Raw genomic sequence first — 24089 nt, forward strand, 5'->3', positions numbered from 1 at the left:
TCCAATTGAGGGGGAGGGTGCTCAAAATGCAAAGAACAATACCCGGAGAAAACCGCAACCTTTCGGCAGAAGGTCTTGACTTTTACTATTGACAATAGTACTATTGATAACAGTAAAGATCGGAGGTATCAGGATGTCATCCATCGATTTGGTTATATTGGGGATTGTGTTGGAGAAACCCCGGAGCGCTTACGATATTCAAAAGGATGTGGAATACCACCATCTTTCCCGCTGGACAAAAATAAGCGTGCCCTCTGTTTATCGAAAGGTTCTCCAGCTGAGCGAAAAAGGTTATCTCCAAAGCAATCTTGTCAAAGGGGAAAAGTTTGCCGATAAGACAATCTATTCCATTACCGACCAGGGCCGGGTGTATTTTAGGGAGTTGATGGCTTCCTGTGCGGCCGGCCCGGTGCCGCTGCTCTTTGATTTCAATGTAGTCATTGCCAACCTGAACAAGATAGACAGGGCCGAAGCATTGGAGCTGGTTTCGGCCTTGCGCCGTAGCATCCAGTCCTCGGCTGCTTTGAACGAGGGGTATGCGCGGGAATTTGCAGATATCCCTTTGGTGGGGAGAACGATTTTCGAGCAGCAGCAGCTTCTCTATCGTGCTCTTTTGGAGTGGCTGGACAGCTTTGAAAGGAAGTTCTCGGAGGAATGAGTGCCGTTCCGCAGAGCCGCTTGACCATCCTGTTTGAAGCTCCATTTTGGATTGGCCTATACGAAAGAATCGAACATGGCAGGTACGAAGTATGCAAAATCACATTTGGCGCTGAGCCCAAAGATTATGAGGTCTATGAGTTTCTTTTGAGGAATTGGCACAAGCTGAAATTCAGCCCCCCGATCCAGGCCGAAGCAGCCATGGAACGAAAAACGAATCCCAAGCGGGTGCAGCGGGAAATTCAAAGTCAACTGCAAGACAAAGGCATTGGTACAAAGGCGCGGCAGGCGCTAAAACTCCAGCATGAGCAAAGCAAGCTAGAGCGAAGAACAAGGAGCCGTGAGCAGAAAGAGGCGGAGAAAGACCGCCAGTTTGCCATACGGCAGGAAAAGAAGAAAGCGAAGCATAGAGGAAGATAACATGCAGACAGAATGGGTTTTGTGCCCCCTTTGCGGCGGCAAAACACGCTTGAAGATTCGTGAGGATACAATCCTGGAAAACTTTCCGCTGTATTGCCCCAAGTGCAAACAGGAAACTTTGATCGCAGTACAGCGGCTAAATCTATCCATTATCCAAGAGCCAGACGTCAAGACGCAGAGCCGATAACACAGAGGGAAAACCTCAGATGTTATCGGCTCTGTTTTTGGGCCCAGTGAGAACAGATCGCTGGAGAGCATTTGTTCGCATCAACAAAAATCGGCAAGCCTCTTAAGGAGACTTGCCGATTCGCTGGCGTCCTCGGCGCGATTCGAACGCGCGGCCTTCCGCTTAGGAGTTTGGCGTTTCTTTTGGTACGATATACCCATCATAACTTCCCATTATTTTTGATTCGCTATGACATTGTGTGGTTACTGGTCAATCTGCACAAAAATCCGTCAAATGCCGCCTCGTTACGGCCTGTTCAGAATGTCAAATTAGCAAATTCTTAGCACGGATGATGGCAGAAAGCCCCTTCGCCACAAGGAAAATCAGATGGGCATAGTCAAAATGCCTACGAAAAATGGGAGGCAAAATTATGAGTACATCGCAGGAAAAGAAGCTGCCGAGCAACAGAACCTATACCGTGGATGATATTGCCGCAATCCTTGGCATTGCAAAATCCACTGCATACCGGCTGGTAAACTCCGGAGAGTTCAAAACAATTCGTATCGGTTATGCGATTCGCATTTCTCGGAAGTCGTTTGAGGACTGGCTGGCGATGGAGGAACCAGAGGAAGAAACTGAATAACCGATAGGAGCACCATAGGTTGTAAACCCTATGGTGCTTTTATTGTTGTTAAATGAGGTACTAACAATCAGTGTCTAGAGGGCCATACGGCGTTCAACTAGTCAATGTTCAGTTCTTTCCTCATAGCAGCTATTAAATCCATTTTCAGTGTTTCCGTATTTCCAACATCAGTGTCGTTACATTCCCAACACTCATAGAGGTGTCCATCAAAATCTTCGGCTTTATGTATTATATCTGCACTGCCATATAATCTAAGTTTGGCCTGTATGCTATGAAATGAATTCCAAAACTCTTGCGTTTTTACCGTACCATATTGATCGTCTACTCTTATTTTGAGTAGAGCATCAATATAGCCCAGATAGGCATTTTCACGAGCTTCTTTATGCTTTTGAGCTGCGGCGCTTTTAGCCGTGATGAAAGTTTGAATTGCTCCACCAGCAATAGCCAACACACCACCAAGAAGTACAAGCAACATTTCCGTTAGCACAACCATACCTCCGATTATCAGATAATATATCAAGCATATCATGATTTTACTTTCTATTCAATTACACCCTATTGTGACGCCATAAGCCAATGCCTATGGCGTTTTTTCATGCCTGGAAATGCCCCTAAATGAGTCGAAAATCCAATGTTTTTCCCTCCACAATCAGCCGGAAGGCCACCGTCCATAGTTTTTCCTCTCCGGGGTATCTGGTCGGCATAGAGGCTGTCTTTTTCCCGAAAACGAACACTTTTTCAAACCGCCGAAGGGAGGTGATACCATGGCGGTATTTCGCATTGAGAAAACCCGTGACTACACGGTGATGTCCAACCACCACCTGCGCAACGCTGGCCTGTCCCTGAAATCCAAAGGGCTGCTCTCCATGATGCTGTCCCTGCCGGAGGACTGGAACTATACCACCAGGGGGCTTGCGAAAATCTGCAAGGAGGGCACGGACAGCATCGGTTCCGCCCTGAAGGAGCTGGAGCGGGCCGGGTACATAGTCCGCAATCGGCTGCGGGACAGCAAGGGCAAGATCGTGGATGTGGAGTATGTCATCTACGAGACGCCCCATCCCCCGGACACGGGTCAGCCGTGTGAGGACGAACCGGATACGGCTTGTCCAGATACGGAAAACCCGGATATGGATAACCCATGTCTGGAAAACCGGCCGCAATTAAATAAAGAGAAAAGAAATCCTGAAAAACAAAATACTGATTCATCAAGTACGGAAGGATCAAACCCTGTCCAATCAAGCCCCCAAACCCCCGCAGAGTGTAGCCGGACCGGACGGGACTGGATGCGGGAGCGAGAAAGCTATCGGGAACTGATTTTGGAGAACATCGAGTATAACATCCTCGTACAGAACGAGCGCATGGACCGTGACCGTCTGGACGAGCTGGTGGAGCTCATGGTGGACACCGTCTGCTCCCGCAGGGAGACGATCCGCATTGCCGGGGACGACTATCCGGCGGAGGTGGTCAAATCCCGGTTCCTGAAGCTGAACAGTTCTCACATCGAGTATGTGCTGGACCGTATACGGGAGAACACTACCTATGTCCGCAATATCAAGAAATATCTGCTGGCTGCCCTGTATAACGCCCCGGCCACCATCGACAGCTACTATGCGTCCCTGGTGAACCACGATCTGTACGGCAGCGGAGAAAGGAGATGACAGACCATGCAGGAAGAAGTCACCCAGCGCACCGTTGCCCTCTGCGTGGAGGCCACCAGGCTCTCCGCCGGGATGCTGCAACAGGCCATGAAAAAGGTGCTGGACGAGATGCAGAAGGGCGTGACCGGCCACAAGACCAAGCTGCACCACGGAAAGCAGACCCTTCGGCAGCTTATGAAGCATAACACCGGTGTATCCAACATCGAGATCACCGACCAGAACATCCGAGCCTTTTCTGCCACCGCCAAGAAGTACGGCATTGACTTCGCGCTGAAAAAGGACACCAGCGGAGAGATACCTCGCTATCTGGTGTTCTTCAAAGGCCGGGATGCCGATGTCATTACGGCGGCCTTTCGGGAGTTCTCCGCAAAGAACCTGGAGAAAGAGAAAAAGCCCTCCATCCGCAAGGAGCTGGACCAGGCAAAGCAGCAGGCCAAAGCCCAGCACTGCCAGCGGGAGAAGGTCAAAGCCAAAGACCGGGGTGTGGAATTATGACGGTTGATCTGAAGAAGATTCTCATACTCAACCTCCCATATCTGCTGTTTGTGTATCTCTTTGATAAGCTCTGCCAGGCGGTGCGCCTCGCGCCCGGCCTTGACGCCTCTGAAAAGTTCCTGCATTTAAGTCAGGGCTTTACGGAGGCGTTTTCTTCTGGGCTGCCCAGCCTGCATCCGCTGGACCTGCTGGCAGGTATCACTGGGGCGGTCATCGTCCGGCTGGCGGTGTACGCCAAAGGGAAAAACGCCCGCAAATACCGCAAGGGCATTGAGTACGGCAGCGCCCGATGGAGTGCATAATCTTAAGTGTAAAGAACTCTACATGGACGCACAGGAGGATATGCACATGAATGATTACAACAAAATCACAGCCCTTTACTCCCGCCTTTCCGTAGGCGACGAGGACAGGGACGGCGGCGAAAGCAACTCCATACAGAACCAGAAGAAGTTTTTGGAAAGCTACGCCAGACAGCTAAAATTGACGAATATCCGGCACTACATTGACGACGATGAAAGCGGCAGATTTTTCGACCGCTCCGCCTACTCCCGCATGATAGAGGACGTAGAAAACGGTAAAATCGGCGTGTGTATTATGAAAGACATGACCCGCTGGGGGCGCGACTATCTCCAAGTCGGCAACGCTATGGAGATATTCAGACGGAACAATGTGCGCTTTATCGCGGTCAACAACGGGATAGACAGCGAGAAGCCCGACACATTGGAGTTTGCGCCCTTTATCAACATCATGTCGGAGTGGTACGCAAAGGACATCAGCAAGAAAGTAAAGACCGGCATTAAGACGAAGGGCATGAGTGGAAAGCCGATTGCCACCGAAGCTCTCTATGGCTATGTCAAATCCCCGGACAACAAGGATTTTTGGATAATCGACGAGGAAGCCGCCGGAGTTGTCCGTTTGATTTTTCGCCTGTTTCTGGACGGGAAAAACCGCAACCAAATCGCCGTATATCTGACGCAGGCGCAAATCCCAACGCCCACATTCTACATGAAAGAGCGCGGGCGGGGAACGTGCAAAAACAGGGCGCTCAATGAGGATAACCGTTACAAGTGGAACAAAGCCACTTTGACCCATATCCTTACACGGCAGGAGTATTGCGGCGATGTAGTCAACTTCAAGACTACAAAGCATTTCCGGGACAAGCGGAACCACTATGTAGACCGGAGCCAATGGCAGATAACCGAAAATGTGCATGAGCCGATTATTGACCGCGCCGACTTTGAAACCGCACAGCGGATTTTGGAAAACGCGCCCGTCAGACGCCCCAACGGGGACGGGGAAATCCACCCTTTGTCGGGCTTGCTTTTCTGTAAGGATTGCGGCGCAAAAATGCACATCCGCATAGATTACAGAAACGGCGGCAAGCGGCACGTTGCCTATTGCAGCGAGTACCACAAGGGAAAAGCCAAAAACCCCAAATGCCATTCCCCGCACATCATTGACGCGGACTTGCTCATGCAGACCGTCGCGGAAGTGCTGAAGAAAATCGAGGACTATTCTATCAGCAACCGGGCGGAGTTTGAAGCCTTAGTGAAAAAGAACCTTGCCATGCAGCAGACCGACCAGACCAAAAAGCAGCAGAAGCGTATCCCACAAATCACGACGCGCCTTGAACAGATCGACAAGGTGCTGAACAAGCTCTATGAGGACAACGCCCTCGGCACTATCCCGCAAGACCGCTACGAGCAAATGTCGCAGAAGTATTCAGAAGAATACTACGCATTGAAAACGGAGCTTTCCATACTCCAAGAGCAGCTATCCGCTTATGAGAACGCGGGAGGACGGGCGCAGAAGTTTTTGAAGCTGACGGAACGCCATGCCGCCTTTACTGACCTCACCCCCGCCATTCTCAACGAGTTTATCAGCAGGATTGAAGTGCATGAGCGCGACCAGAAAAGGGCGAGATACGCAATCCAGCACATCAGCATATATTTCAACTATATCGGCAGATTTGAGAACGAAGTAACGCAGCTTGCAGAGCCGACAGAGCAGGAAATCCGGCAAATGCGGGAAGAAATCGAAGAAGCCAAAAAGGAAAAGAGCCGCGCCTACCACCGGAAGTATTCAAGGGAGTACCGGGCGCGAAACCTTGAAAAGCAGCGGGAGTATGAGCGTATCAAGGCGCGGGAATACCGGGCAAGGAGAAAGGCGCAGACCGCCGCCGCACAGCCCGCACAGTAAAACAGAATAACCGACAACCAAGAGGGATTTTCCGGCTACGGGAAGTCCCTCTTTTGTGCCCGGAGAAAGGAGCTGCCTATGGCAGAACAGACCCCCGACAGTATCATCACGACGCAGAGAAACGGGCAGACTATTGTTGCGGAGTTATTTTTCAATCACAGCAGCACAGAAACATTCCGCGACAAGCTGCTCAAGACGATACTTGCCGACAGTTCGTGTTTATCTGCGTCTGACGGTCAAGAGCCGGAAAAATCGGAAATCTTGCGATAACAGCCGCCCCGACGATACATTCCACGTCCGGGCGGTTTTTATCGTCAAAAACGCCGTTTTCTCCAAGTCAAGAGCCGGAGAAAACACCCGAAAAATGCCCCTATTGCGTAACAGGGGCACAGAAAGGAGTTTGCATGAGAACAGGGCTTACCAAGCAGGAAAAGACCACCGATATTTGGTTTGACGAGAAAGACCCCCTTATCCATATCCGCACCCACAACACCGCCTTGAAAAAGCGTCTGCTTGCATACAGCCGCCGTTATCCGGCGATCTGCCAGCAGACTGACGCAGACCCGGAAACGGGCTGCATGGAGTTTGACATTGAGAAAGGCCGCTTCTCTTTCCGTCTGACCGCCCCATACAGCGAGGAACGGCGGGAAGCGGCGCGGCGGTATGCCAGAGAGAGCAACGTCGCCGACAGGCTGAAATAGAGTTGAAATGTTCATAGTTTTGTGCTATACTTTTTCTAAAAGCAGAGTAATACTGCGGAATTGATTGGAGGACAACACAATGGTTACATTTATGAGATTAAGATAAAACCGCGAGTTATGTTGCGGTTATCCGTATTGCATAACTCGCTTATTGAAGCAGAGATGTAATTACGGAGGAAAAACAAATGAATAATAATTTATCACGCTTTGCAGACAGCAAGGTTTATTTTCAATGCCCAATTTGCACAAAATCAATGGATATACAAGGCAATAGCCTAATTTGTAGACATGGACATTGCTTTGATATTTCAAGATATGGGTATGTAAATTTGTTGTTAAAATCATCGCCCAAAACCAACTACAGCAAGCGGTCTTTTGACAACCGGCACCAAATTTTGGAGTATGGCATGTATGATGTTGTGTTGGAGAAAATCATACAGTTTATTTCTGATACGCCATCTATAAGAAACATTTTAGATGTTGGTTGCGGCGAGGGTTTCTATGCAAGGCAGATACAGCAAAGAACAGAACGAAACATCTTTGCCTTTGACTTGTCAAGGGAGGCAATACAGATTGCATCAAAAAAAGACAAGCGCAAAGCAGTGAAGTGGTTTGTTACTGACTTATCAAAAATCCCTTTGAAAGACGGAAGTATGGATTGTATTTTAGACATATTTTCGCCTGCACACTACAAAGAATTTCAGCGATTGCTATCTCCTAACGGATATGTTGTGAAAGTAATTCCTACGAAAAATCATTTGAGGGAAATCAGGACTAAAGTGCAAGCACACTTGAAAAATCCAGATTATTCAAATGAGTCTGTCGTTGAATATTTTGAGAAATATCTTAAAACCATTTCAAGAGAAACGGTTTCAGCCACCGTACAGTTGTCATCAGAACAAAGAATGTCGTTTATTGAAATGACGCCGCTTCTCTTTTGCGTTGAAAAAGATTGCGTTGATTGGCGTACTCTCACACATTTGACAATCGAAGCTGATGTTTTAATAGGAATGTATTAAAGGGCGTATTGATATTTAATATTCCCATTTATTGAGCAGAACGGAGTAAACCAAACACCCTAATCAAAAGGACAGCCGAGGAAATCGACTGTCCTTTTTCTATGCCGACAGGTAGAAAGGAGTGACCACCCATGACGAAACCGAGAGAAAAAAAACGCGAGGAATTGCAAGCCGAGATTGAGGACGGGAAGAAGAAAATCCGGCAGCTTGAAAATCGGGAAAAGGTGTTGCGGCAAAAGTTATCCCAAGAGGAACGCCGGACGCGCAGCCACCGGCTGGTCGTCCGAGGCGCAGTCTTTGAGAGCATTGTGCCGGAAGCCAAGACCATGACCGATGAGGAAGCCGCCGCCTTTCTCCGGCTTGCCCTGACGAGCGAGGAAGCGCGGGCTTATCTGAAAAAACGCACCGAGGGCGGGAAAAGCGAATAATCCCTTTGGAACAAAGGGCGCACTTATACACCCTTGCGGGCGTGTGCGCTCTGCCGAGGGCGTATCTCCGCACAGGGAACTTTCCCCGCGCTCCGATATGGCGGCTTTGCCGCAACAAGGGGCTGCACCCCTTGCGCCGCTTACGCGGCTATCCCTGCACACCCACAAAAACAGTACACCCGCCGTTGGCGTCTGTACCATTTTTGCGGGTTTGGTTATCCTATCCGGGAGGTGATACCCATAGCCATTTACCATTGTAACATCGGCATTGTGAGCCGAGGAAAAGGCAAGTCAGCCGTTGCCGCAGCCGCCTATCGAAGCGGCGAGAAAATCACAAACGAGTGGGACGGAATGACCCATGACTACACCCGCAAGCGCGGCGTTGTCCATACGGAAATCCTACTGCCGCCCCATGCCCCGCCCTCTTTCTCTGACCGTTCAACCTTGTGGAACAGCGTGGAGCTTTACGAGAAAGCCGGGAACGCCCAGCTTGCCAGAGAGATTGACGCAGCACTCCCCATAGAATTATCCAGAGAGGAACAGATCCGGCTTGTCCGTGAATACTGTTCCTCTCAATTTGTTTCAAGAGGAATGTGCGTTGATTTTGCCATTCACGACACTGACAGCGGCAACCCCCATTGTCATATCATGCTTACCATGCGCCCCCTTGACGAGCGCGGCGCATGGGCGGCGAAGTCCAAAAAGGAATATGACCTTGACGAAAACGGCGAGCGCATACGCTTACCAAGCGGCAGATACAAGACACACAAAGTTGACCTCACAGGCTGGAACGACAAGGGCAACGCGCTTTTATGGCGCAAGGCATGGGCGGATATTTCAAACGCCTACCTTGAACGCGCCGGAAGCCGGTCGCGCATCGACCACCGCAGCAACGCCGAGCGCGGCATTGACGAGCTGCCTACCGTCCACATGGGCGTAGCGGCCTGTCAAATGGAGAAGAAAGGCATAGCCACCGAGAAAGGCGAGCTGAACCGGAATATCCAAAAGGCAAACCGCCTTATCCGGGAAATCCGGGCGCAGATTGGAAAGCTCAAAGAATGGATTGGCGACCTGTTCAAGGCGCGGGAAACCGCCCCGGAGCAGCCCCCGCAATCCCCCGGCCTTGCAAACCTGCTGATGAAGTATTTAAGCGTTCAGAGAGAAAAGAGCCGGAAGTATTCGCAGCGTTGGCAACAACAGCACGCAGCCGATGAACTGAAAACCGTTGCAAAGGCAGTAGGCTATCTTTCCGAGCATGGTATTTCCACCCTTGCGGAGCTGGACGCTGCCCTTTCCTCTGTCAGTGAACAGGCCGACGCTATCCGGGCGGGCATGAAAACCGCCGAGAAGCGCATGAAAGAATTGCAAAAGCTGATTGAATACGGGAAGAACTACACCGAGTACAAGCCCATTCACGACGAGCTGAAAAAGCTGCAAAACGGCTGGACGAACAAGCGTGACAAGTACGAGGAAGCCCACCGCGCCGAGTTGACCCTATGGAACGCAGCAAGCCGCTATCTCCATGCAAATCTGCCGAAAGGAACAAAGAGCTTGCCTATTGCGGAATGGGAACAGGAATATGCCGACCTCAAAACACAGAGGGACAGCGATTATGCCAAACTGAAAGATACCCGCGCCGATGTTTCCGAACTTCAAAAAATCCGCAAATGCGTGGATATTACACTCCGCGCCGACCAGCCGGAGCAGAGCCGCGCCAAGCGACACGAACAGGAGCGATAAGGAAAAAAGGACGGGCAAGCCATTTTGCTTGTCCGCCCTAAATGCTTTCTGATAAACTGGAATTTGCCTTTTAGTTATCTGCCATTTTCTTTAATTCCATATGTAATACACAAGCAAATACTACTTCAATAATACATGCAGCAGCAGCAACCGTCGTGCCATTTAATGTGCATCCTAAAATCAAGGAAATAACCGGAATTGAAATTGCAACAACTGTATATCCCTTTGATTTATACAACCATGAATATGGAAACAAATGTGCTCCAAACACCATGGCGTATACCATAATCATCTTTTCCGGAACCGCACTAAACACCCACATAACGATTAATAAATAAATCATTTGATTTAAGGTAAAAATGAAGCCTAACTGTCCTAACGGGTTTTCTTTTGAAAAGATATCCACCTTTATTAGTTTACCAATTATCCAGGACAGCGGTAATAATGGGCATGAACAGCAAAATACCAATAAATTTTTCATATTCATATTGATATCCAAAATTGATACAAGCAATATCAGCAGCCATATAATCACTGATGTCATGATAAACGGTAATCCTTTTTTCTGCTGAATTGCAATTTCTTTTCTTAATTCATTCACAAGTTTCTCCTCCACAAATACCGATTTGTCGATTTCATTATACTCAAAACCTATGAACAATTCAACCACAGAAAGCGAGGTATCAACCATGTATTACACCCAAGAACAAATAGACCGCGCCAACCAAGCCGACCTTGTTTCTTTCCTGCAATCACAGGGGGAACCGCTTACCCGCGCCGGGAATGAATACCGCTGGAAACGGCACGACAGCTTGACCGTCCGGGGAAACAAATGGTACAGGCACAGCCAGAGCAAGGGCGGCGGCCCCGTCGATTTTGTCATGGAGTTTTTCGGAAAGAGCTTCACCGAAGCCGTGGAACTTCTCACAGGAGAAAAGGGAGCCGCACCGACGCCGGACAGACCTTGCCCCGCGTCCCTATCCGACTTCCGGCTACCACCCCCAAACAGCGACAATAGAATAGCAAGGAACTATCTCACAGCAGCCCGCCGCATTGATGAAGATGTGACGGGCTTTTTCTTTGCCCGCGGCGATATTTACGAGGACACAGCCCACCACAACGCCGTATTTGTTGGGCGGGACGAGGACGGAATACCGCGCTACGCCCACAGCAAGGGAACGGCGGGAAACTTCCGGCTTGATGTGAAAGGCAGCGACAAAGCCTTTAATTTCTGCTACCGGGGCGAGGGAGACAGGCTTTTTGTCTTTGAAGCCCCCGTTGACCTGCTCTCTTTCCTCTGCCTGTTCAAAAAGGCTTGGCAGAAGCAGAGCTATTTGTCATTGGGCGGCGTGGGAGAAAAAGCCCTGTTGCGTTTCCTTTCTGACCGTCCGAACATCAAGACCGTTTACTTCTGCCTTGACAGCGACCAAGCGGGAAACGACGCTTGCAGCCGCCTTGCGGAGCTTGTGCCGGAGGGCTTGACCGTCCACCGCCTTGTGCCGCTGTTTAAGGACTGGAACGAGGTATTGCAGCACCGGGCAGAAATCACAGACGGGAAGTATATCCGGGAAGCGGTTTACGGCTTGAAAGAGCCGCCGCAGGAAGAAACCGTCGAGATTATCCGCATGAGTGAGGTTGACACGCAGACCGTTGAATGGCTATGGGAGCCGTATATCCCTTTTGGGAAAGTAACCATTGTGCAAGGCAACCCCGGCGAGGGAAAGACCACCTTTGCCCTACGCCTTGCCGCTGCCTGCACCACCGGGAGAACGCTGCCGGGAATGAAGCCCTTGCCGCCATTCCAAGTGATTTACCAGACCGCCGAGGACGGGCTGGGCGATACCGTCAAGCCCCGCTTGATAGAAGCCGAAGCCGACCTTGACCGCGTGCTTGTGATTGATGAAGCCAAGCGGGAGCTTACCCTCTCCGACGAGCGCATAGAAAAGGCAATCAAGCAGAACGGGGCGCGGTTGATTATCCTTGACCCCATACAGGCGTACATGGGCGAAAAGACCGACATGAACCGGGCAAACGAAGTGCGCCCCATGTTCCGCCGCCTTGCCGATGTTGCCGAGCGTACCGGGTGCGCCGTTATCCTTATCGGACATCTCAACAAAGCTGCCGGAGGGCAGAGCGCATACCGGGGCTTAGGTTCTATCGACTTCCGCGCCGCAGCAAGGAGCGTCCTGCTGATCGGGCGCGTGAAGCGAGAACCGAATGTGCGCGTTATCGTCCATGACAAATCTTCCCTTGCGCCGGAGGGCAAGCCCGTTGCCTTTTGCCTTGACCCAGAAACGGGCTTTTCGTGGATAGGCGAATACGACATCACCGCCGACGAGCTGCTGTCCGGCGTGGGCGGCAACACCGCCACCAAGACCGAGCAAGCCGAAAGACTGATACTTGACCTGCTTGCAGACGGGAAAGAGCTTGCCAGCGAGGACATTGTAAAAGCCGCAGCCGAAGCCGGAATATCCGAAAGGACGGTACAGAACGCCAAGCGCAACATGGGCGGCATTTTGGGCGCAAGGCGTGTCGGCGGTCAATGGTATAACTTCATCAAGAAGAAGCAGCCACCCGAACCCGCAAGCTGAAAGTGCAAAACGCAGACCCTTTGCACTTTGCACTTTCGCACTTTCACGATGATTTGCGTCAATAACTCAAAAAAGCACTTGACAAAACGCTTCATGGGGCACGGCGGCAGATATTGCCCCCTATGTCGATCCGGTCCCTGACTGGAACATCCCGCTGACCCAGACGGAAAAGCTCACCATGTCCAGCCGCCCGAAAAATCCCAAGTACGCCCGGAACAAAAACATCCTGGTCATCGGCGGCAGCGGCAGCGGTAAGACCCGGTTCTTCGTCAAACCCTCTCTGATGCAGATGCACAGTTCCTATGTGGTCACCGATCCCAAGGGCTATACTTGGGTGGGATAGAGAAAAGGAGCGTCACACAAAGAAAAGCCAACAAGGAAAGGAGGTGAAAACCGTGGTCAGAACTGAAGATATCAAGATTACGGCTCTGTATGAAAGACTATCCCGGGATGACGAGCAGGTGGGCGAATCCAACAGCATCCAGAACCATGATGTAATGTATAGAGGGTGGATTACACCAAAAAACATTACATCATGACTGGCGGCTCATTTGTGGCGAATGAAAAGACAGTTATGATAAAGGAGGGATGCCCTCAAACCTACCGTAACTGTCAACCCCATTCCCACGAAAGGAGTCTTGTATGGAACTGACTTACACCAAATGCGGCGATTATCTCATTCCTGACCTTGTGTTATCGGACACCAAAGAGTACCATATCGGGAAATATGGCCGGTTGCGCCGTGCCTACTTAAAAGAACACCGGCCCATTCTGTATACCGATCTCATTGTCACTGAAAAATTGTTTCCCCATTTGGAGGAAATCGACACCGCCTGTCGGAAGCGGCTGGAAATTATCGAAAAAGCCATGATGCAGCAAGAGGGCGTCACAGAAGCCCTGAAAGATGCCGACCAGATGGCATGGGTGCGCTCCATGAACTCTATCCACAACAGAGCCGAGGAAATTGTCCTGGCTGAGCTGGTCTACTGCTGAGGGAGGGAACGCAATAATTTTGGAAGCCATGTATAACGGGGAGTTTTATCCCTGTGAAACGGTAGTGCCCACGTCCCCGGAATACCGCAAGGCGATCCAAACCTGTGCGGCGTTGATGGAGCAGCTATCCCATCGGCTCAGTAAAGAGGACTATGCTCTGGTGGAGGAGCTTCGGGCGCAGAACGCTATCGCCCAGTGTGAGGAAAGTGAGAGCCATTTTAAGTATGGCTTTTCAGCGGGGCTGATCGTCCAGCAGGAAGCCCATGAACAGCTGCAAAACAAGAAATAGGCGATGGCCGAAAAAGCCCACGCAGCCGGAAAGAGAACCGGAGGCGTGGGCTTTCTGTGTATATGGTTATTCTGTCAGGGCATCCGAAGTTTCCGCAACCAGCCGGTCAAAGTCGCTCTGATAGGTCCGATCCTGCAAAACCCGGAACTTTTCAAACTCTTTCTCGGCAAAGGCTTTGGCAATGGCGGCGGTCACCTTGCCCTTATCATGCAGAATATCTTCCTCGTTGAACTGTAAAAATGCGTCAAGCCGCTTGACCCAATCGGCCATATACATGACATTTCCACGGCGAGCCTGCCGTTCCGCATAGTCCAGGTACATGGTGACAATCTCGTTCAGGTTACGCATTTCCGTTTCGTTCAGATAGTTTTTAGCAACGGTGACATCCGATTTGCGGATGCGGCCTTTGGGGGCGTTTTTCCATGTGGTCAGCCCCATGTTGGGCTTGGTGCTGTCGGCACGGCCGTATACGATCTCAGCGGCGGTATGATGGGTGACCGCATAGTGGAGCTTATTCTGCATCGTTGCGAAAAACTCCTTTGTGATGGGGCTTTCCACATCGTAGTCGGCGCTGCACTGGGAATAGATGTCCGTGATTTTCTGGTAGAACCTTCTCTCGCTGGCCCGGATGTCCCGGATACGCTCCAGCTGTTCCTCGAAATAATCCTTGCCGAAAAAGTTTTCCGGCTCCCGCAGCCGTGCGTCATCCATCACATAACCCTTGATGATGAACTCTTTCAACACCCGGTTCGCCCAAATGCGGAACATGGTCGCCTTTTTGGAGTTCACTCGATACCCCACAGCGATGATGGCGTCCAGATTATAATAATTGGTCTGATACCGTTTCCCGTCCGCCGCAGTTGTTTCCATTTTGGAAACAACTGAATCCTCGCTCAGTTCGCCGGATTCAAAGATTTTTTTCAGATGCTTGGAAATGGCCGCTTTCTGCACCTCGAACAGCTCTGCCATTTTTGCCTGCGTCAGCCAGAGATTTTCCTGAAAGAGCAGGATTTCCACCCGCACCTCTCCGTTTTCGGTCTTGTAAAAGAGAATTTCTCTGGTTTCATACGGGGTCAGCCCCTGTTCCTCGCTCATTCCTCGTCACCTCCATATCGTTTTGGTAAGTTTGGATTGTATTTTGTAATTCATTTACAAAATGCCAGGTATTCCATTTACTTCTTTCGATGAATCGTATTGGATTCCCATAGTAAGTTCTTTTCCAAATATACCATATCAATAAGCTGAACGCCGCATTCAAAGATAGGATGATCATAATTGTCCGTGAAAAAGTTTTTGATACGATGGCTTTCTATAAAACCGCATTTCTTATAAAAAGGGAGCGTCAGCTGACTGTCACCCGTCCCCACACGAAGAATACGAAAATTATCACGGTATGTCTGCTCAATAAACTCAATCATCCGTTTTCCGTAGCCCATGCGCTGGCATTCCGGCAGAACAGCAATATTCTTGATTTCAAGAACTTTGCTGCCTTCGTCAGTAACAACACATTCCGCTTTTACGCCATTTTCCTCCAAAACATACATCGTACCTTTTTCAAGATACCGGTCGATCATATCTTCCTGCTCGTCCGCAAGAAAAAGCAGGCTCATGTATCTCTTTTTATTATCCTCAATTTTGCTTATTTTCATCAACTGTCATCCTCACATACTTTACATTCCAACTGGCAGTCATACGGCTCGGTTTCTACATGAGACTGATTGTAGACAGCCGCCTCTGCACAGCCCATTTTGTGATAGAATGCCTGGCTTTCAACGGCTGAATGGGCTGAGATGTACAACTTTTTTGCTCCATGTGCCTTTGCCCATTCTTTCGCTGCTCGAAACAGTGCAGTGCCAACCCCTTTTCCTCGCATATCCTCTGACACATGGATACTTGAGAGGTCAAGGTATCTGTGATTTCCCCCAAAAAGTTTCGGTTCAACTGACACGAAACCTTTCAACACCCCTTCGCAGAAAGCAGCATATACCAATCCACCTGTTGCTGCTGTGTTTCTCAGGCAGGAAACCAGGAATTTATAATCCGCTTCGCTCCAATCGTCAATAAACGGATCATCTTTGATAATCCATTTTCCGTTTTCTTTTCGCCTACATTTAACAACAGTTTGATGCCGTACAAAATGTCTAAATAGCTCTCGGCTTATCTCATTCTCTTGTAAGTTTTTATATATAATCTCCATTTCTATTATCCATGCAGCTCCCTTTGGTGTTTACTTTATTTTCAAATTCTGGATTCCAATAAATGCCGCTCCAATCGAACGCAAAATGATTTATCGGGTCTCTCCAAATGTCTAATTTTTAACGATAACCGTTTCTATTTCAAATCATAAACATACATCCTCGACAAATCTACCTCACCATCGCCCTGCGCCATACACAGGAACTTCCATCCGTAGCGCTCATAGAAGCCTGTGTGGTCTGTAATGAGATATAAGGTTTCCAGGCCAAATGAACGCATATCCTCACAAACATATTCCAGCAGCTTTCCTGCAATTCCCTGACAACGGTAGTTTTCCTCAACATATACCGCGCAGACATTTGGCGTCAAATCCTTGCGGTTATGAAAATCGTTTTCGATGACCCCAATACCACCAATAATCTGCTGATTCTCGACTGCAACATACCACTGCGGAACAATGCTTTTGCCCGTCAAGCACTCCTGTATGCTTCCCGCATATTCTTCAACTGGAATATCCCACTTGGAATGAAACCACTCTGCGGCCTCCGATGCCAGTTCGCTGTGTTCCCTGAGTTTCAGAATTTCCATAGCGTATCATTCCTCCTCGTTTCCATCCTTTTTAGAACGGCTCTTGTAGACGTTGTACTGGTTCTTGCACCGTGGGCTGCAAAAAGCAGCGTTGGATCGGCTGCCCAGGAACACCTTCTGGCAGTGCTTACACAGGCGCAGGGGCTGGTTGCCGTCCACCAGCATGAAGCTGAACATCATCTGAATACCCAGCAGCAGCGAATGGAAATCCCAATAGATGGTGGGCTTATCCAGCAGCTCAATGTGGTAGCTGGGGGCGATCCCGCCGAACGCAGCCATGGCCTTGCGATACAGCCCCCGTGCGTCCTCGTCGATGGAATCATAGTCATTGTAGTACAAAATGGCCGTGGTCAGCGTAAAAGCCCAGTCCTTAAGCTGCTGGGCAACCCAGCCATAGGGTTCCGCATATTCCCGCTGAAAGCTCATGTTCTTCGCCATCGGCTCGTCCATGAAGGTCATGGTCAGGGCAATCATCGTCCGGTCACCGGACACATTCCATGTGGATTCTATGCCTTTCTTCACCAAGTCCAGCTGGTCAAAAGGATAAAACAGGGACAGGTATTTGTCTGTCGCCATGGATTCTTCCTTAATGAAGTGGTTTTTGGGCAGGTATACCGCCTCATAGTCCATAAAGGACGGCGTGGTGGGCAGGGCGGTCATCAGCCCCAGCAGGCCGTACCGGGTGATAAACTCCATTACCGCCTTTTCCACTTCTGCTTCCGGCTTGCGTCCCATCATCAGCATCCCCACATTCAGGGCATCCAGCACAATGCCAGGGACCTCTTTCAGCGGATTGTAGACGTCCGGCTTTGCGCTCTTGCCGGGGGTGATATACCGCTTGCCATCTTCCGCTGTTTTCAGCTCGTAATGATCGTACCGCACCCAATGGGAACGGGACTGTTCAAATAAATTTTTCATCATACACGCCCTTTCTCCTTAATCGTCCCAATTATCAGGGGCGGTTTTTCTTTTTTCTGCGCTTGGTCTTATTCTCCCGCCGGATCACGGCATCCTTGCCCTGTTTCCTTGCAATTTTCGAGTATTCCTCCAAAAACTGGCGTTCCCGCAAGGTCAGGCTGCTACCATGCTCTTGTTTGCCGCACAGATGGTCATACATCTGGCGCTGCAATTTCTTGTGGATGGTTTTTCGCAGCTTGCGGATATTGCGGTCAGACTGCCCACGCATAGCGGCAAGCCGGGTGGTGCTGTACAACCGCAAAGAGAGGAAATACAGAACTTCCTTATGTTCCTCGCTCAGTTCCTCCACCATGCGGGAAACAAAGGCATCGGCGGTCAGGTTGTGCATCTCATAGGGGCAGTCAAACAGGATGTCCAGAAAGTTCCCGGCCATCAGCTGCCGGTATGCAGGGTTGTTCATCCATCGGGGAATGAGCTTCGGTTCCGGCACCGCCTGATATTCCGGCGACACATCCCCACGAAGGTTTTCATGGTCCCGTTCCCGGCGCTCCCGGTTCCGGTCCAGCTTGTTCCATTCCTCCACCACGGCCCGGAAATCCTTTTCGGTGCGTGCGGCTTCCTCCAGCCGCCGCACAGCTTCCGCCCGAAGCTCCCGTTTCAGTCGCTTTTCGCTGACCGGGGCGGCTTCTTCTTCCTCGTCCTCCAGCTCTGCTTCATAGTCGATGGGATGCTCGTCCTGCTCCAGCTCATTTTCCAGCTCGGCCAGACGTTCTTCCGCAAGCGCCTGTTCCAGCGTTTCTTCCGCCCCATCGTCCCATCCGGTGAAGCCACCCTCGGTATCCAGAAGCTCGTCATCAGACAGATACGCCATGACCCCACCTCTTTTCAAAAAAATATTTTATGATTTTTCAAAAATGGTTCCGTTTTGCACCCCGGATTTCTCCTATCAGTGAAAGAGTAATCTGACTACAACTTACTTAGATTACATTTGCTCATTCACACAGGAGAAAGGGGGCACATGCCATGTTCAGGCTTGATACAAAAAAGAAGTAACACAATCGCAGATTACAAACAACGGAACTATAACAACAGTATACACCGGATGCGCTGAAAGCGCAAGAAAGAGAGGTTCTATGGCAGATAAAAATGCCGTGTTTCTGACCCGGCACATTGGCAACACCACCTATAAAGTTCGTGTCTACCTCAGCGAAACCGCCGAGGAAACGATGGAAGATAAAATTCTGCGGCTGATCCGCAATGACGGGCTGGCAAACCAGCCGGAATGTGGTATAATGGAACTGCCACAAATGAGCCGTCCGTCTGAAAGGAGCGCCTGATATGGCAAACAGACAGACGGAAGAAAAAATTACTGCGCTCTATGAGCGCCTGTCCTGTGACGATGACCTCACGGGTGACTCGAACTCCATTCTGAACCAGAAACGTTATCTCGAAAGCTATGCAGCACAGCGGGGCTACACCAATATCGTCCACTACACAGACGATGGGTGGTCCGGCGGCAACTTTGACCGTCCCGCATGGAAGCGCCTTGTGGCGGACATCGAGGCGGGAAAGGTGGCCCATCTGCTGTATAAGGACCTAAGTCGGATCGGCAGAAACTACCTGCAAACCGGCTTTTACACCGAGGTAATGTTCCGGCAGAATGGGGTTCATTTTGTTGCTGTCGCCAATAACATCGACAGCGAGGAACAGGACAGCGGCGAGTTTGCTCCCTTTCTCAATATCATGAACGAATGGTATCTGCGTGACCAGTCCAAAAAGATTTCAGCAGCATACCGTGTCAAAGGCAAGGCAGGCAAGCCCAACACCAACAACGCCATCTATGGCTACAAAAAAGACCCGGAGGACAAGGACCACTGGCTGGTAGACGAGGAGGCCGCCGCCGTGGTGCGGCGAATCTTCCGGCTTGCGGTGGAGGGGCACGGCCCCCATGAGATTGCCAAGATACTCACGCAGGAAAAGGTGGAGTGCCCCGCCTATTATCTGGCCCGCAACGGCAGAGGCAGCCGGAAGAACACCGTGGACACCAGCCGCCCTTATGACTGGTACGGCTTCACCGTCAGTTCCATGCTGACCAAGCCGGAGTATATGGGGCACACCGTCAATTTCCGTTCTTCCAAGAAGTCCTATCGGGATAAGCGGGTAAAAAATGATCCGTCCGACTGGCTGATTTTTGAGAACACCCACGAGGCCATCATTGACCCGGAGACATGGCAACTGGCCCAGCAGGTGAAGCGGACGGTGCGCCGGACAGATACCACCGGCGTCGCCAATCCCCTGACCGGCCTTGTGTTCTGTGCCGACTGCGGAGCCAAGATGTATAACCACCGGGGCAAACGCAAAAAGGACGGGCGGGAGTATGGAACCGACTTTTATAACTGCTCCACCTACACCCTGACCTTTGAGCGGGAAACCCAGATGTGTTTTTCCCACACCGTTAGCACCAAAGCCCTGAACGCTCTGATTCTGGAAACCATCTGCACTACCGCCAGCTATGCCATCCAGAACAAGGAGGAATTTATTCAGAAGGTTTGCAGCATTTCACAGGTTCGCCAGCAGGAAGCGGCCAAGGAGCTGAAACGCAAGGTTGCCAAAGAGCGCAAACGCAGCGCCGAGCTGGATGTGCTGATTAAAAAGCTGTACGAAACCTATGCCATGGGTAAATTGGAGGAAAAACGGTTCGAGCTGCTTTGTGCCGAATATGAGAAGGAACAGGCCGAACTGGAACAGCTGCTTGTCCCCGAGCAGGCGCAGCTGGACCAATTTCATGAGGACACGGACCGTGCCAGCCACTTTCTGGCGCTGGCACAGAAATATACGGATTTCACCGAGCTGACCGCCCCCATGCTCCATGAATTTGTGGAAAAAATTCTGGTCCATGCCCCGGATAGAAGCACCGGGGAACGGGTGCAGGAAATCGAGATTTATCTGAACTTCATCGGGAAGTTTGAAGTGCCCATGCCCGAACCCACCGAGGAAGAACTGGCTGCGGAGGAAAAGCGCCGCCAGAAGCGTATCCGTGACCATGAAAAGTATCTGCGCCAGAAGGAGCGCAAACAGAAGATTGCCGAGGGGCTCATCGTTCCGGGTGAACCGTATCAGCTGGTATGCCAGTGCTGCGGAGAGCCGTTCCAGTCTGTCCGCCCCAACGCTAAATTTTGCAAACCCGCCTGCCGGGAGAAATTCTACCGGCAGGAAAAGCGGAAAGCCAAGGAAATGGAAACATCACAAACTGCATAAAGACTGCGGCCTGCCCCAACAAACCGGGCAGGCCGCTTTTTTATGCCCTGAAACGGAGGGATTTTCATGACACTCTTTGAACTGGTAAAACAGAATATTTGTGTGCCGGATGCAGCGGAACACTATGAGCTGCAAGTCAACCGAAATGGGATGTGCAGTTGTCCGTTCCATGAGGACCAACACCCCAGCATGAAGCTGAACGAACGGTATTTTTACTGTTTCGGTTGTGGAGCCACCGGCGATGTGATTGACTTTGTGGCAAGGCTGTTTGGCCTGAACAGTTACGAAGCAGCGCAGAAACTGGCACAGGATTTCGGGATTGACCCGGACAAGCCCCCGGCGGCAATCGCCTTACCAAAACCGGAGCGTCCTCTGCTGAAAGCATACCGGCAGGAAGAAGTGCGCTGTCTGCAGGTGCTGTGTGATTATCTGTATCTTCTGGAAGGTTGGAAACAGAACTACGCCCCATCCAATCCAGATGACAGTTTAGATGACCGGTTTGTGGAAGCCTGCCAGATGCTGGACTATGTGGAGTATCTGGCGGATTTGCTCATTGCCGCCGAGCTGGAACAGCGGGTAAAAATCGTAGAAATGCTGAACAAGGATGGCCTGATTGCCGGTTTGGAGGAACGGCTGGACAGGCTGAAAAAGGAGGACGATGCCCATGAAAAACAAAGCGCAGCTTGACGGGATGCCCGTCTGGTTTGATGGAAAAAGCATCAACGAAGCCCTGTTTTGTGAGGAGTTCTTGCAGACGCACAAGATCATCTTCACAAACGGGGCTTTTTTCACGCCCGAAGGCCGTGTGACAGACGAACTACCCCTGCGGGGAGAGATTTTTGAGGAACTGAAATGCTGTGCGGTCAGCAACATTCCCCGCAAAATCAGCAACATTGTGGAGCTGATGAAGCTGGCGGCACTGGTGGAGGATTTTCCCCCGGAGCCGGATCGGATTCACCTTTCCAACGGCACACTTTTTCTGGACGGAACTTTTGCGAAAGGAAAGCCGAAAATCGTCCGCAACCGTTTCCCCGTGTCCTACAATCCCAACACCCCGAAACCTGTTCTCTGGCTGCAATTTCTGGATGATCTGCTCTACCTGGAGGATATTCCCACCTTGCAGGAATATATCGGCTACTGCCTGATTCCCAGCAACAAGGGGCAGCGGATGATGGTCATTAAGGGCAGCGGCGGCGAAGGAAAGTCGCAGATCGGCGCTGTGTTGGGAGCTTTATTCGGCTCCAATATGAAGGACGGCAGCATCGGAAAAATATCCGAGAACCGGTTTGCTCGTGCCGATTTGGAGCATATCCTCCTGTGCGTGGACGACGATATGCGGATGGAGGCCCTGCGCCAGACCAACTATGTGAAATCCATTGTCACCGCCCAGGGCAAGATGGATTTGGAGCGCAAGGGCAAGCAGAGCTATCAGGGATGGATGTGCGCCCGGCTGCTGGCTTTCTCCAACGGAGATTTGCAGGCCCTGTTTGACCGGAGCGACGGATTTTACCGCCGCCAGCTGGTGCTGACCACAAAAGAAAAGCCTGCTGGCCGTATGGATGATCCCGACCTTGCCGAGAAGATGAAAGCCGAGGTGGAGGGCATCCTGCTCTGGGCTTTTGAGGGATTGCAGCGGCTGGCCGCAAACAACTTCAAGTTCACCGAAAGTGACCGCACCAGAGAAAACCGGGAAGCAGTCAAACGGGACAACAACAATGTCTATGATTTTCTGGATTCTGACGGGTATGTTCACCTGAAAGCCGATCTGTCCGCCAGCTCCAAAGAGTTGTACGAGGCATACCAGATTTATTGTACCGAAAACAACCTGCCTGCCCTGAAGCCACGCAGCTTCAGCGAAGCCCTGATCGCCTGCCAGAGCCGCTACAATCTGGAATACTGCAACAATGTGACCAACGCAGCCGGACGGCGGGTGCGTGGATTTCTGGGGATTGAGGTATTGGTGAGAAATCATATATCAGTGTTTTCCGGTGATTCGATGCGTACGTACGTATCGGAAGATGTGCCGGAGGAATGGCGGCGTTAATACTGGGGCCCCCAGCGGAACCCTGTAAAGCGGTTCCGTTGGGGAAAGGACGAGCAGCGGAACGAGTGAGCTTTCGGCTTTAGCCGGAAGCGAAGGATGTGGAGTTTGTGAGGACGCTGTACGTACGCTTTGATTGACCCTTGTTCTCCCTTTTATAGCAATTCGACGGCTATACCAGTCAGAATCACCGATCAAATCCCCATGCTAAATCAAGGCAAGTGGGAATCGAAAAGTATTTGACGGTTGGAAGAAATCATTTTGCGAAACCGTGCTTCTCGAACCAGCGAACCGGGTGCATGGAATTATGGGAAAATGAACGGTTTCAAGCCAAGTCACACGGAATGGGAAAGTCGGAAGGTGCGACCTATGGGCAGGACATTACACTGTCAATTCTGAGCGGATTTGGTGACAAGGAGATTTTTCGCCACACAGCGAAGCGGTTATGCCAGAGGGCGTACCGGCTTCGCTTTTTTATCAAGTAAATTTAGGAGGATTTTTTATGATGGCGGTACGCAACGAGATTAAGGCACAGATCGTCCGGGCGGGATATACCATGCAGGAGGTAGTTGACCGGCTCCATGAGGAATACGGCTGGTCGGACAGTGTTTCCAACCTGTCGGCCAAGCTCCAGCGGGAATCCATCCGCTATAAGGAGGTTGTGGAGCTGGCCGATGTGCTGGGCTACGACCTGATCTGGCAGAAACGGAGGTAAATCTATGACAAGTGAAGAAAAGAAACTGTTGCAGGCAAAGCACCGCTTGGAGGAAGCCCAGGCACGGGACCGGGTGAAGGAGCGAAAAGCCCGGACAAGGCGGCTCATTCAGGAGGGCGCTGTGCTGGAAAAAGTGCTGCCGGAAGTACAGGCGGTAGGGCTTGATAATCTGGAAGAATACCTGCGGCGAAAGCTGGCAGCGCACGATTGAAAACGGCTGGGAGGTCTCTGAACCGCTCCAGTAAAAGTAGACAGTGAAAAAAGAAGGCCTCCTGTGGTAGAATAAAACTACTACAGGAGGTCTTTGCTATGCCCAGAAAATACAGCCACATTCAGGAACACGAGAAAGAGATCCTGGAACTTCGCAGCCAGGG

29 protein-coding genes and 2 pseudogenes are annotated in these 24089 nt (G+C 50.8%); 23 read left to right on the forward strand and 8 right to left on the reverse strand.

Annotation, left to right across the window (positions count from 1 at the left end):
* The first annotated feature begins 103 nt into the window (after nt 1-103).
* From JCM17207_RS02850 to JCM17207_RS02865, 4 genes are all read left to right on the forward strand, one after another.
* Nucleotides 104-658 carry a PadR family transcriptional regulator gene (locus tag JCM17207_RS02850; protein WP_238316163.1) on the forward strand — a complete coding sequence of 185 codons (555 nt, stop codon included), beginning with the start codon at nt 104-106 and terminating at the stop codon, nt 656-658.
* Entirely contained in the window at nt 655-1077 is a 423-nt protein-coding gene (locus JCM17207_RS02855) for a YjdF family protein (RefSeq protein WP_238316164.1), read from the forward strand. Before JCM17207_RS02850 ends, JCM17207_RS02855 begins: the two co-directional genes overlap by 4 nt.
* Before the next feature lies 1 nt (nt 1078).
* The gene (locus tag JCM17207_RS02860) at nt 1079-1264 is read left to right on the forward strand and encodes a cysteine-rich KTR domain-containing protein (protein WP_238316165.1); all 186 of its coding nucleotides are present in this window, start codon (nt 1079-1081) and stop codon (nt 1262-1264) included.
* Nucleotides 1265-1673: 409 nt separating this feature from the next.
* Nucleotides 1674-1886, forward strand: a complete 213-nt coding sequence (locus JCM17207_RS02865) for a helix-turn-helix domain-containing protein (protein ID WP_238316166.1) — start codon at nt 1674-1676, stop codon at nt 1884-1886.
* Between the two features lie 97 nt (nt 1887-1983).
* Here JCM17207_RS02865 and JCM17207_RS02870 read toward each other — a convergent pair whose 3' ends face one another.
* Entirely contained in the window at nt 1984-2373 is a 390-nt protein-coding gene (locus tag JCM17207_RS02870) for a hypothetical protein (protein ID WP_238316167.1), read from the reverse strand.
* 277 nt (nt 2374-2650) lie between these two features.
* Between JCM17207_RS02870 and JCM17207_RS02875 the strand changes: the two genes are divergently transcribed.
* The 9 genes and pseudogenes from JCM17207_RS02875 to mobQ all read left to right on the forward strand — a co-directional run bounded on the left by JCM17207_RS02875 (nt 2651) and on the right by mobQ (nt 10126).
* The gene (locus tag JCM17207_RS02875; RefSeq protein WP_238316168.1) at nt 2651-3544 is read left to right on the forward strand and encodes a DUF6017 domain-containing protein; all 894 of its coding nucleotides are present in this window, start codon (nt 2651-2653) and stop codon (nt 3542-3544) included.
* Nucleotides 3545-3550: 6 nt separating this feature from the next.
* Nucleotides 3551-4039, forward strand: a complete 489-nt coding sequence (locus JCM17207_RS02880) for a PcfB family protein (RefSeq protein WP_238316169.1) — start codon at nt 3551-3553, stop codon at nt 4037-4039.
* Nucleotides 4036-4332 (forward strand): annotated as a pseudogene (locus tag JCM17207_RS02885) (conjugal transfer protein TraG); the annotation flags it as partial. The gene JCM17207_RS02880 and the pseudogene JCM17207_RS02885, both read left to right, overlap by 4 nt.
* Nucleotides 4333-4363: 31 nt before the next feature.
* Nucleotides 4364-6238, forward strand: coding sequence for a recombinase family protein (locus tag JCM17207_RS02890; RefSeq protein ID WP_038286029.1), 1875 nt, complete (start codon nt 4364-4366; stop codon nt 6236-6238).
* A 78-nt stretch (nt 6239-6316) separates the two neighbouring features.
* On the forward strand, nt 6317-6508 hold the full coding sequence (locus tag JCM17207_RS02895) for a transposon-encoded TnpW family protein (RefSeq protein ID WP_002592869.1): 192 nt from the start codon (nt 6317-6319) through the stop codon (nt 6506-6508).
* 134 nt (nt 6509-6642) lie between these two features.
* Nucleotides 6643-6939, forward strand: a complete 297-nt coding sequence (locus JCM17207_RS02900) for a hypothetical protein (RefSeq protein WP_002592868.1) — start codon at nt 6643-6645, stop codon at nt 6937-6939.
* A 185-nt stretch (nt 6940-7124) separates the two neighbouring features.
* The gene (locus JCM17207_RS02905; RefSeq protein ID WP_002584969.1) at nt 7125-7958 is read left to right on the forward strand and encodes a methyltransferase domain-containing protein; all 834 of its coding nucleotides are present in this window, start codon (nt 7125-7127) and stop codon (nt 7956-7958) included.
* 131 nt (nt 7959-8089) lie between these two features.
* Complete coding sequence (locus tag JCM17207_RS02910; protein ID WP_002592867.1) at nt 8090-8386, forward strand: DUF3847 domain-containing protein; 297 nt, start codon at nt 8090-8092, stop codon at nt 8384-8386.
* 231 nt (nt 8387-8617) lie between these two features.
* Complete coding sequence (mobQ, locus tag JCM17207_RS02915) at nt 8618-10126, forward strand: MobQ family relaxase (RefSeq protein ID WP_238316171.1); 1509 nt, start codon at nt 8618-8620, stop codon at nt 10124-10126.
* 70 nt (nt 10127-10196) lie between these two features.
* Here the strand turns inward: mobQ and JCM17207_RS02920 are convergent, their stop codons facing one another.
* On the reverse strand, nt 10197-10817 hold the full coding sequence (locus JCM17207_RS02920; protein WP_238316172.1) for a DUF7010 family protein: 621 nt from the start codon (nt 10815-10817) through the stop codon (nt 10197-10199).
* Here JCM17207_RS02920 and JCM17207_RS02925 point away from each other — a divergent pair.
* The 4 genes and pseudogenes from JCM17207_RS02925 (at nt 10816) to JCM17207_RS02940 (ending at nt 13999) form a co-directional block, all read left to right on the forward strand.
* Entirely contained in the window at nt 10816-12717 is a 1902-nt protein-coding gene (locus JCM17207_RS02925; protein ID WP_238316173.1) for an AAA family ATPase, read from the forward strand. The two genes, JCM17207_RS02920 and JCM17207_RS02925, sit on opposite strands and share 2 nt — an antisense overlap.
* 85 nt (nt 12718-12802) lie before the next feature.
* Nucleotides 12803-13042 (forward strand): annotated as a pseudogene (locus tag JCM17207_RS02930) (type IV secretory system conjugative DNA transfer family protein); the annotation flags it as partial.
* Nucleotides 13043-13359: 317 nt separating this feature from the next.
* On the forward strand, nt 13360-13710 hold the full coding sequence (locus tag JCM17207_RS02935; RefSeq protein WP_238316174.1) for a TnpV protein: 351 nt from the start codon (nt 13360-13362) through the stop codon (nt 13708-13710).
* Between the two features lie 28 nt (nt 13711-13738).
* Nucleotides 13739-13999, forward strand: coding sequence for a DUF6809 family protein (locus JCM17207_RS02940; RefSeq protein ID WP_444979632.1), 261 nt, complete (start codon nt 13739-13741; stop codon nt 13997-13999).
* A gap of 66 nt (nt 14000-14065) precedes the next feature.
* On the opposite strand, the gene JCM17207_RS02945 is transcribed toward JCM17207_RS02940, so the two are convergent.
* From JCM17207_RS02945 to JCM17207_RS02970, 6 genes are all read right to left on the reverse strand, one after another.
* Nucleotides 14066-15094 carry a virulence RhuM family protein gene (locus tag JCM17207_RS02945; protein WP_238316175.1) on the reverse strand — a complete coding sequence of 343 codons (1029 nt, stop codon included), beginning with the start codon at nt 15092-15094 and terminating at the stop codon, nt 14066-14068.
* Between the two features lie 77 nt (nt 15095-15171).
* On the reverse strand, nt 15172-15648 hold the full coding sequence (locus JCM17207_RS02950) for a GNAT family N-acetyltransferase (protein WP_087171134.1): 477 nt from the start codon (nt 15646-15648) through the stop codon (nt 15172-15174).
* Nucleotides 15648-16196 (reverse strand): GNAT family N-acetyltransferase, encoded by a 549-nt coding sequence (locus tag JCM17207_RS02955; protein ID WP_087249496.1) that lies wholly within the window; start codon nt 16194-16196, stop codon nt 15648-15650. The genes JCM17207_RS02950 and JCM17207_RS02955 overlap by 1 nt, the downstream gene beginning before the upstream one ends.
* A 134-nt stretch (nt 16197-16330) precedes the next feature.
* Nucleotides 16331-16783: a GNAT family N-acetyltransferase gene (locus tag JCM17207_RS02960; RefSeq protein ID WP_087249498.1), complete on the reverse strand. Its 453-nt coding sequence runs from the start codon at nt 16781-16783 to the stop codon at nt 16331-16333.
* Nucleotides 16784-16789: 6 nt separating this feature from the next.
* Nucleotides 16790-17704 carry a DNA gyrase inhibitor YacG gene (locus JCM17207_RS02965; protein WP_238316176.1) on the reverse strand — a complete coding sequence of 305 codons (915 nt, stop codon included), beginning with the start codon at nt 17702-17704 and terminating at the stop codon, nt 16790-16792.
* A gap of 31 nt (nt 17705-17735) precedes the next feature.
* Nucleotides 17736-18572 (reverse strand): sigma-70 family RNA polymerase sigma factor, encoded by an 837-nt coding sequence (locus JCM17207_RS02970; RefSeq protein WP_238316177.1) that lies wholly within the window; start codon nt 18570-18572, stop codon nt 17736-17738.
* A 262-nt stretch (nt 18573-18834) separates the two neighbouring features.
* On the opposite strand from JCM17207_RS02970, the gene JCM17207_RS02975 reads away from it, so the two are divergent.
* From JCM17207_RS02975 to JCM17207_RS03000, 6 genes are all read left to right on the forward strand, one after another.
* The gene (locus tag JCM17207_RS02975; protein WP_007885061.1) at nt 18835-19038 is read left to right on the forward strand and encodes a transposon-encoded TnpW family protein; all 204 of its coding nucleotides are present in this window, start codon (nt 18835-18837) and stop codon (nt 19036-19038) included.
* Nucleotide 19039: 1 nt separating this feature from the next.
* Nucleotides 19040-20959: a recombinase family protein gene (locus JCM17207_RS02980; protein ID WP_238316178.1), complete on the forward strand. Its 1920-nt coding sequence runs from the start codon at nt 19040-19042 to the stop codon at nt 20957-20959.
* A 66-nt stretch (nt 20960-21025) separates the two neighbouring features.
* Nucleotides 21026-21646, forward strand: coding sequence for a CHC2 zinc finger domain-containing protein (locus JCM17207_RS02985; protein ID WP_238316179.1), 621 nt, complete (start codon nt 21026-21028; stop codon nt 21644-21646).
* The gene (locus JCM17207_RS02990) at nt 21624-23003 is read left to right on the forward strand and encodes a DNA primase family protein (protein ID WP_238316180.1); all 1380 of its coding nucleotides are present in this window, start codon (nt 21624-21626) and stop codon (nt 23001-23003) included. The genes JCM17207_RS02985 and JCM17207_RS02990 overlap by 23 nt, the downstream gene beginning before the upstream one ends.
* 502 nt (nt 23004-23505) lie before the next feature.
* Nucleotides 23506-23715, forward strand: a complete 210-nt coding sequence (locus tag JCM17207_RS02995; protein WP_444979633.1) for an LLM class flavin-dependent oxidoreductase — start codon at nt 23506-23508, stop codon at nt 23713-23715.
* Between the two features lie 4 nt (nt 23716-23719).
* The gene (locus JCM17207_RS03000; RefSeq protein ID WP_204890080.1) at nt 23720-23926 is read left to right on the forward strand and encodes a DUF3847 domain-containing protein; all 207 of its coding nucleotides are present in this window, start codon (nt 23720-23722) and stop codon (nt 23924-23926) included.
* Nucleotides 23927-24089 lie beyond the last annotated feature (163 nt).

Source organism: Faecalibacterium gallinarum, assembly GCF_022180365.1.
In the GTDB taxonomy this organism is placed as follows: Bacteria; Bacillota; Clostridia; order Oscillospirales; family Ruminococcaceae; genus Faecalibacterium; species Faecalibacterium gallinarum.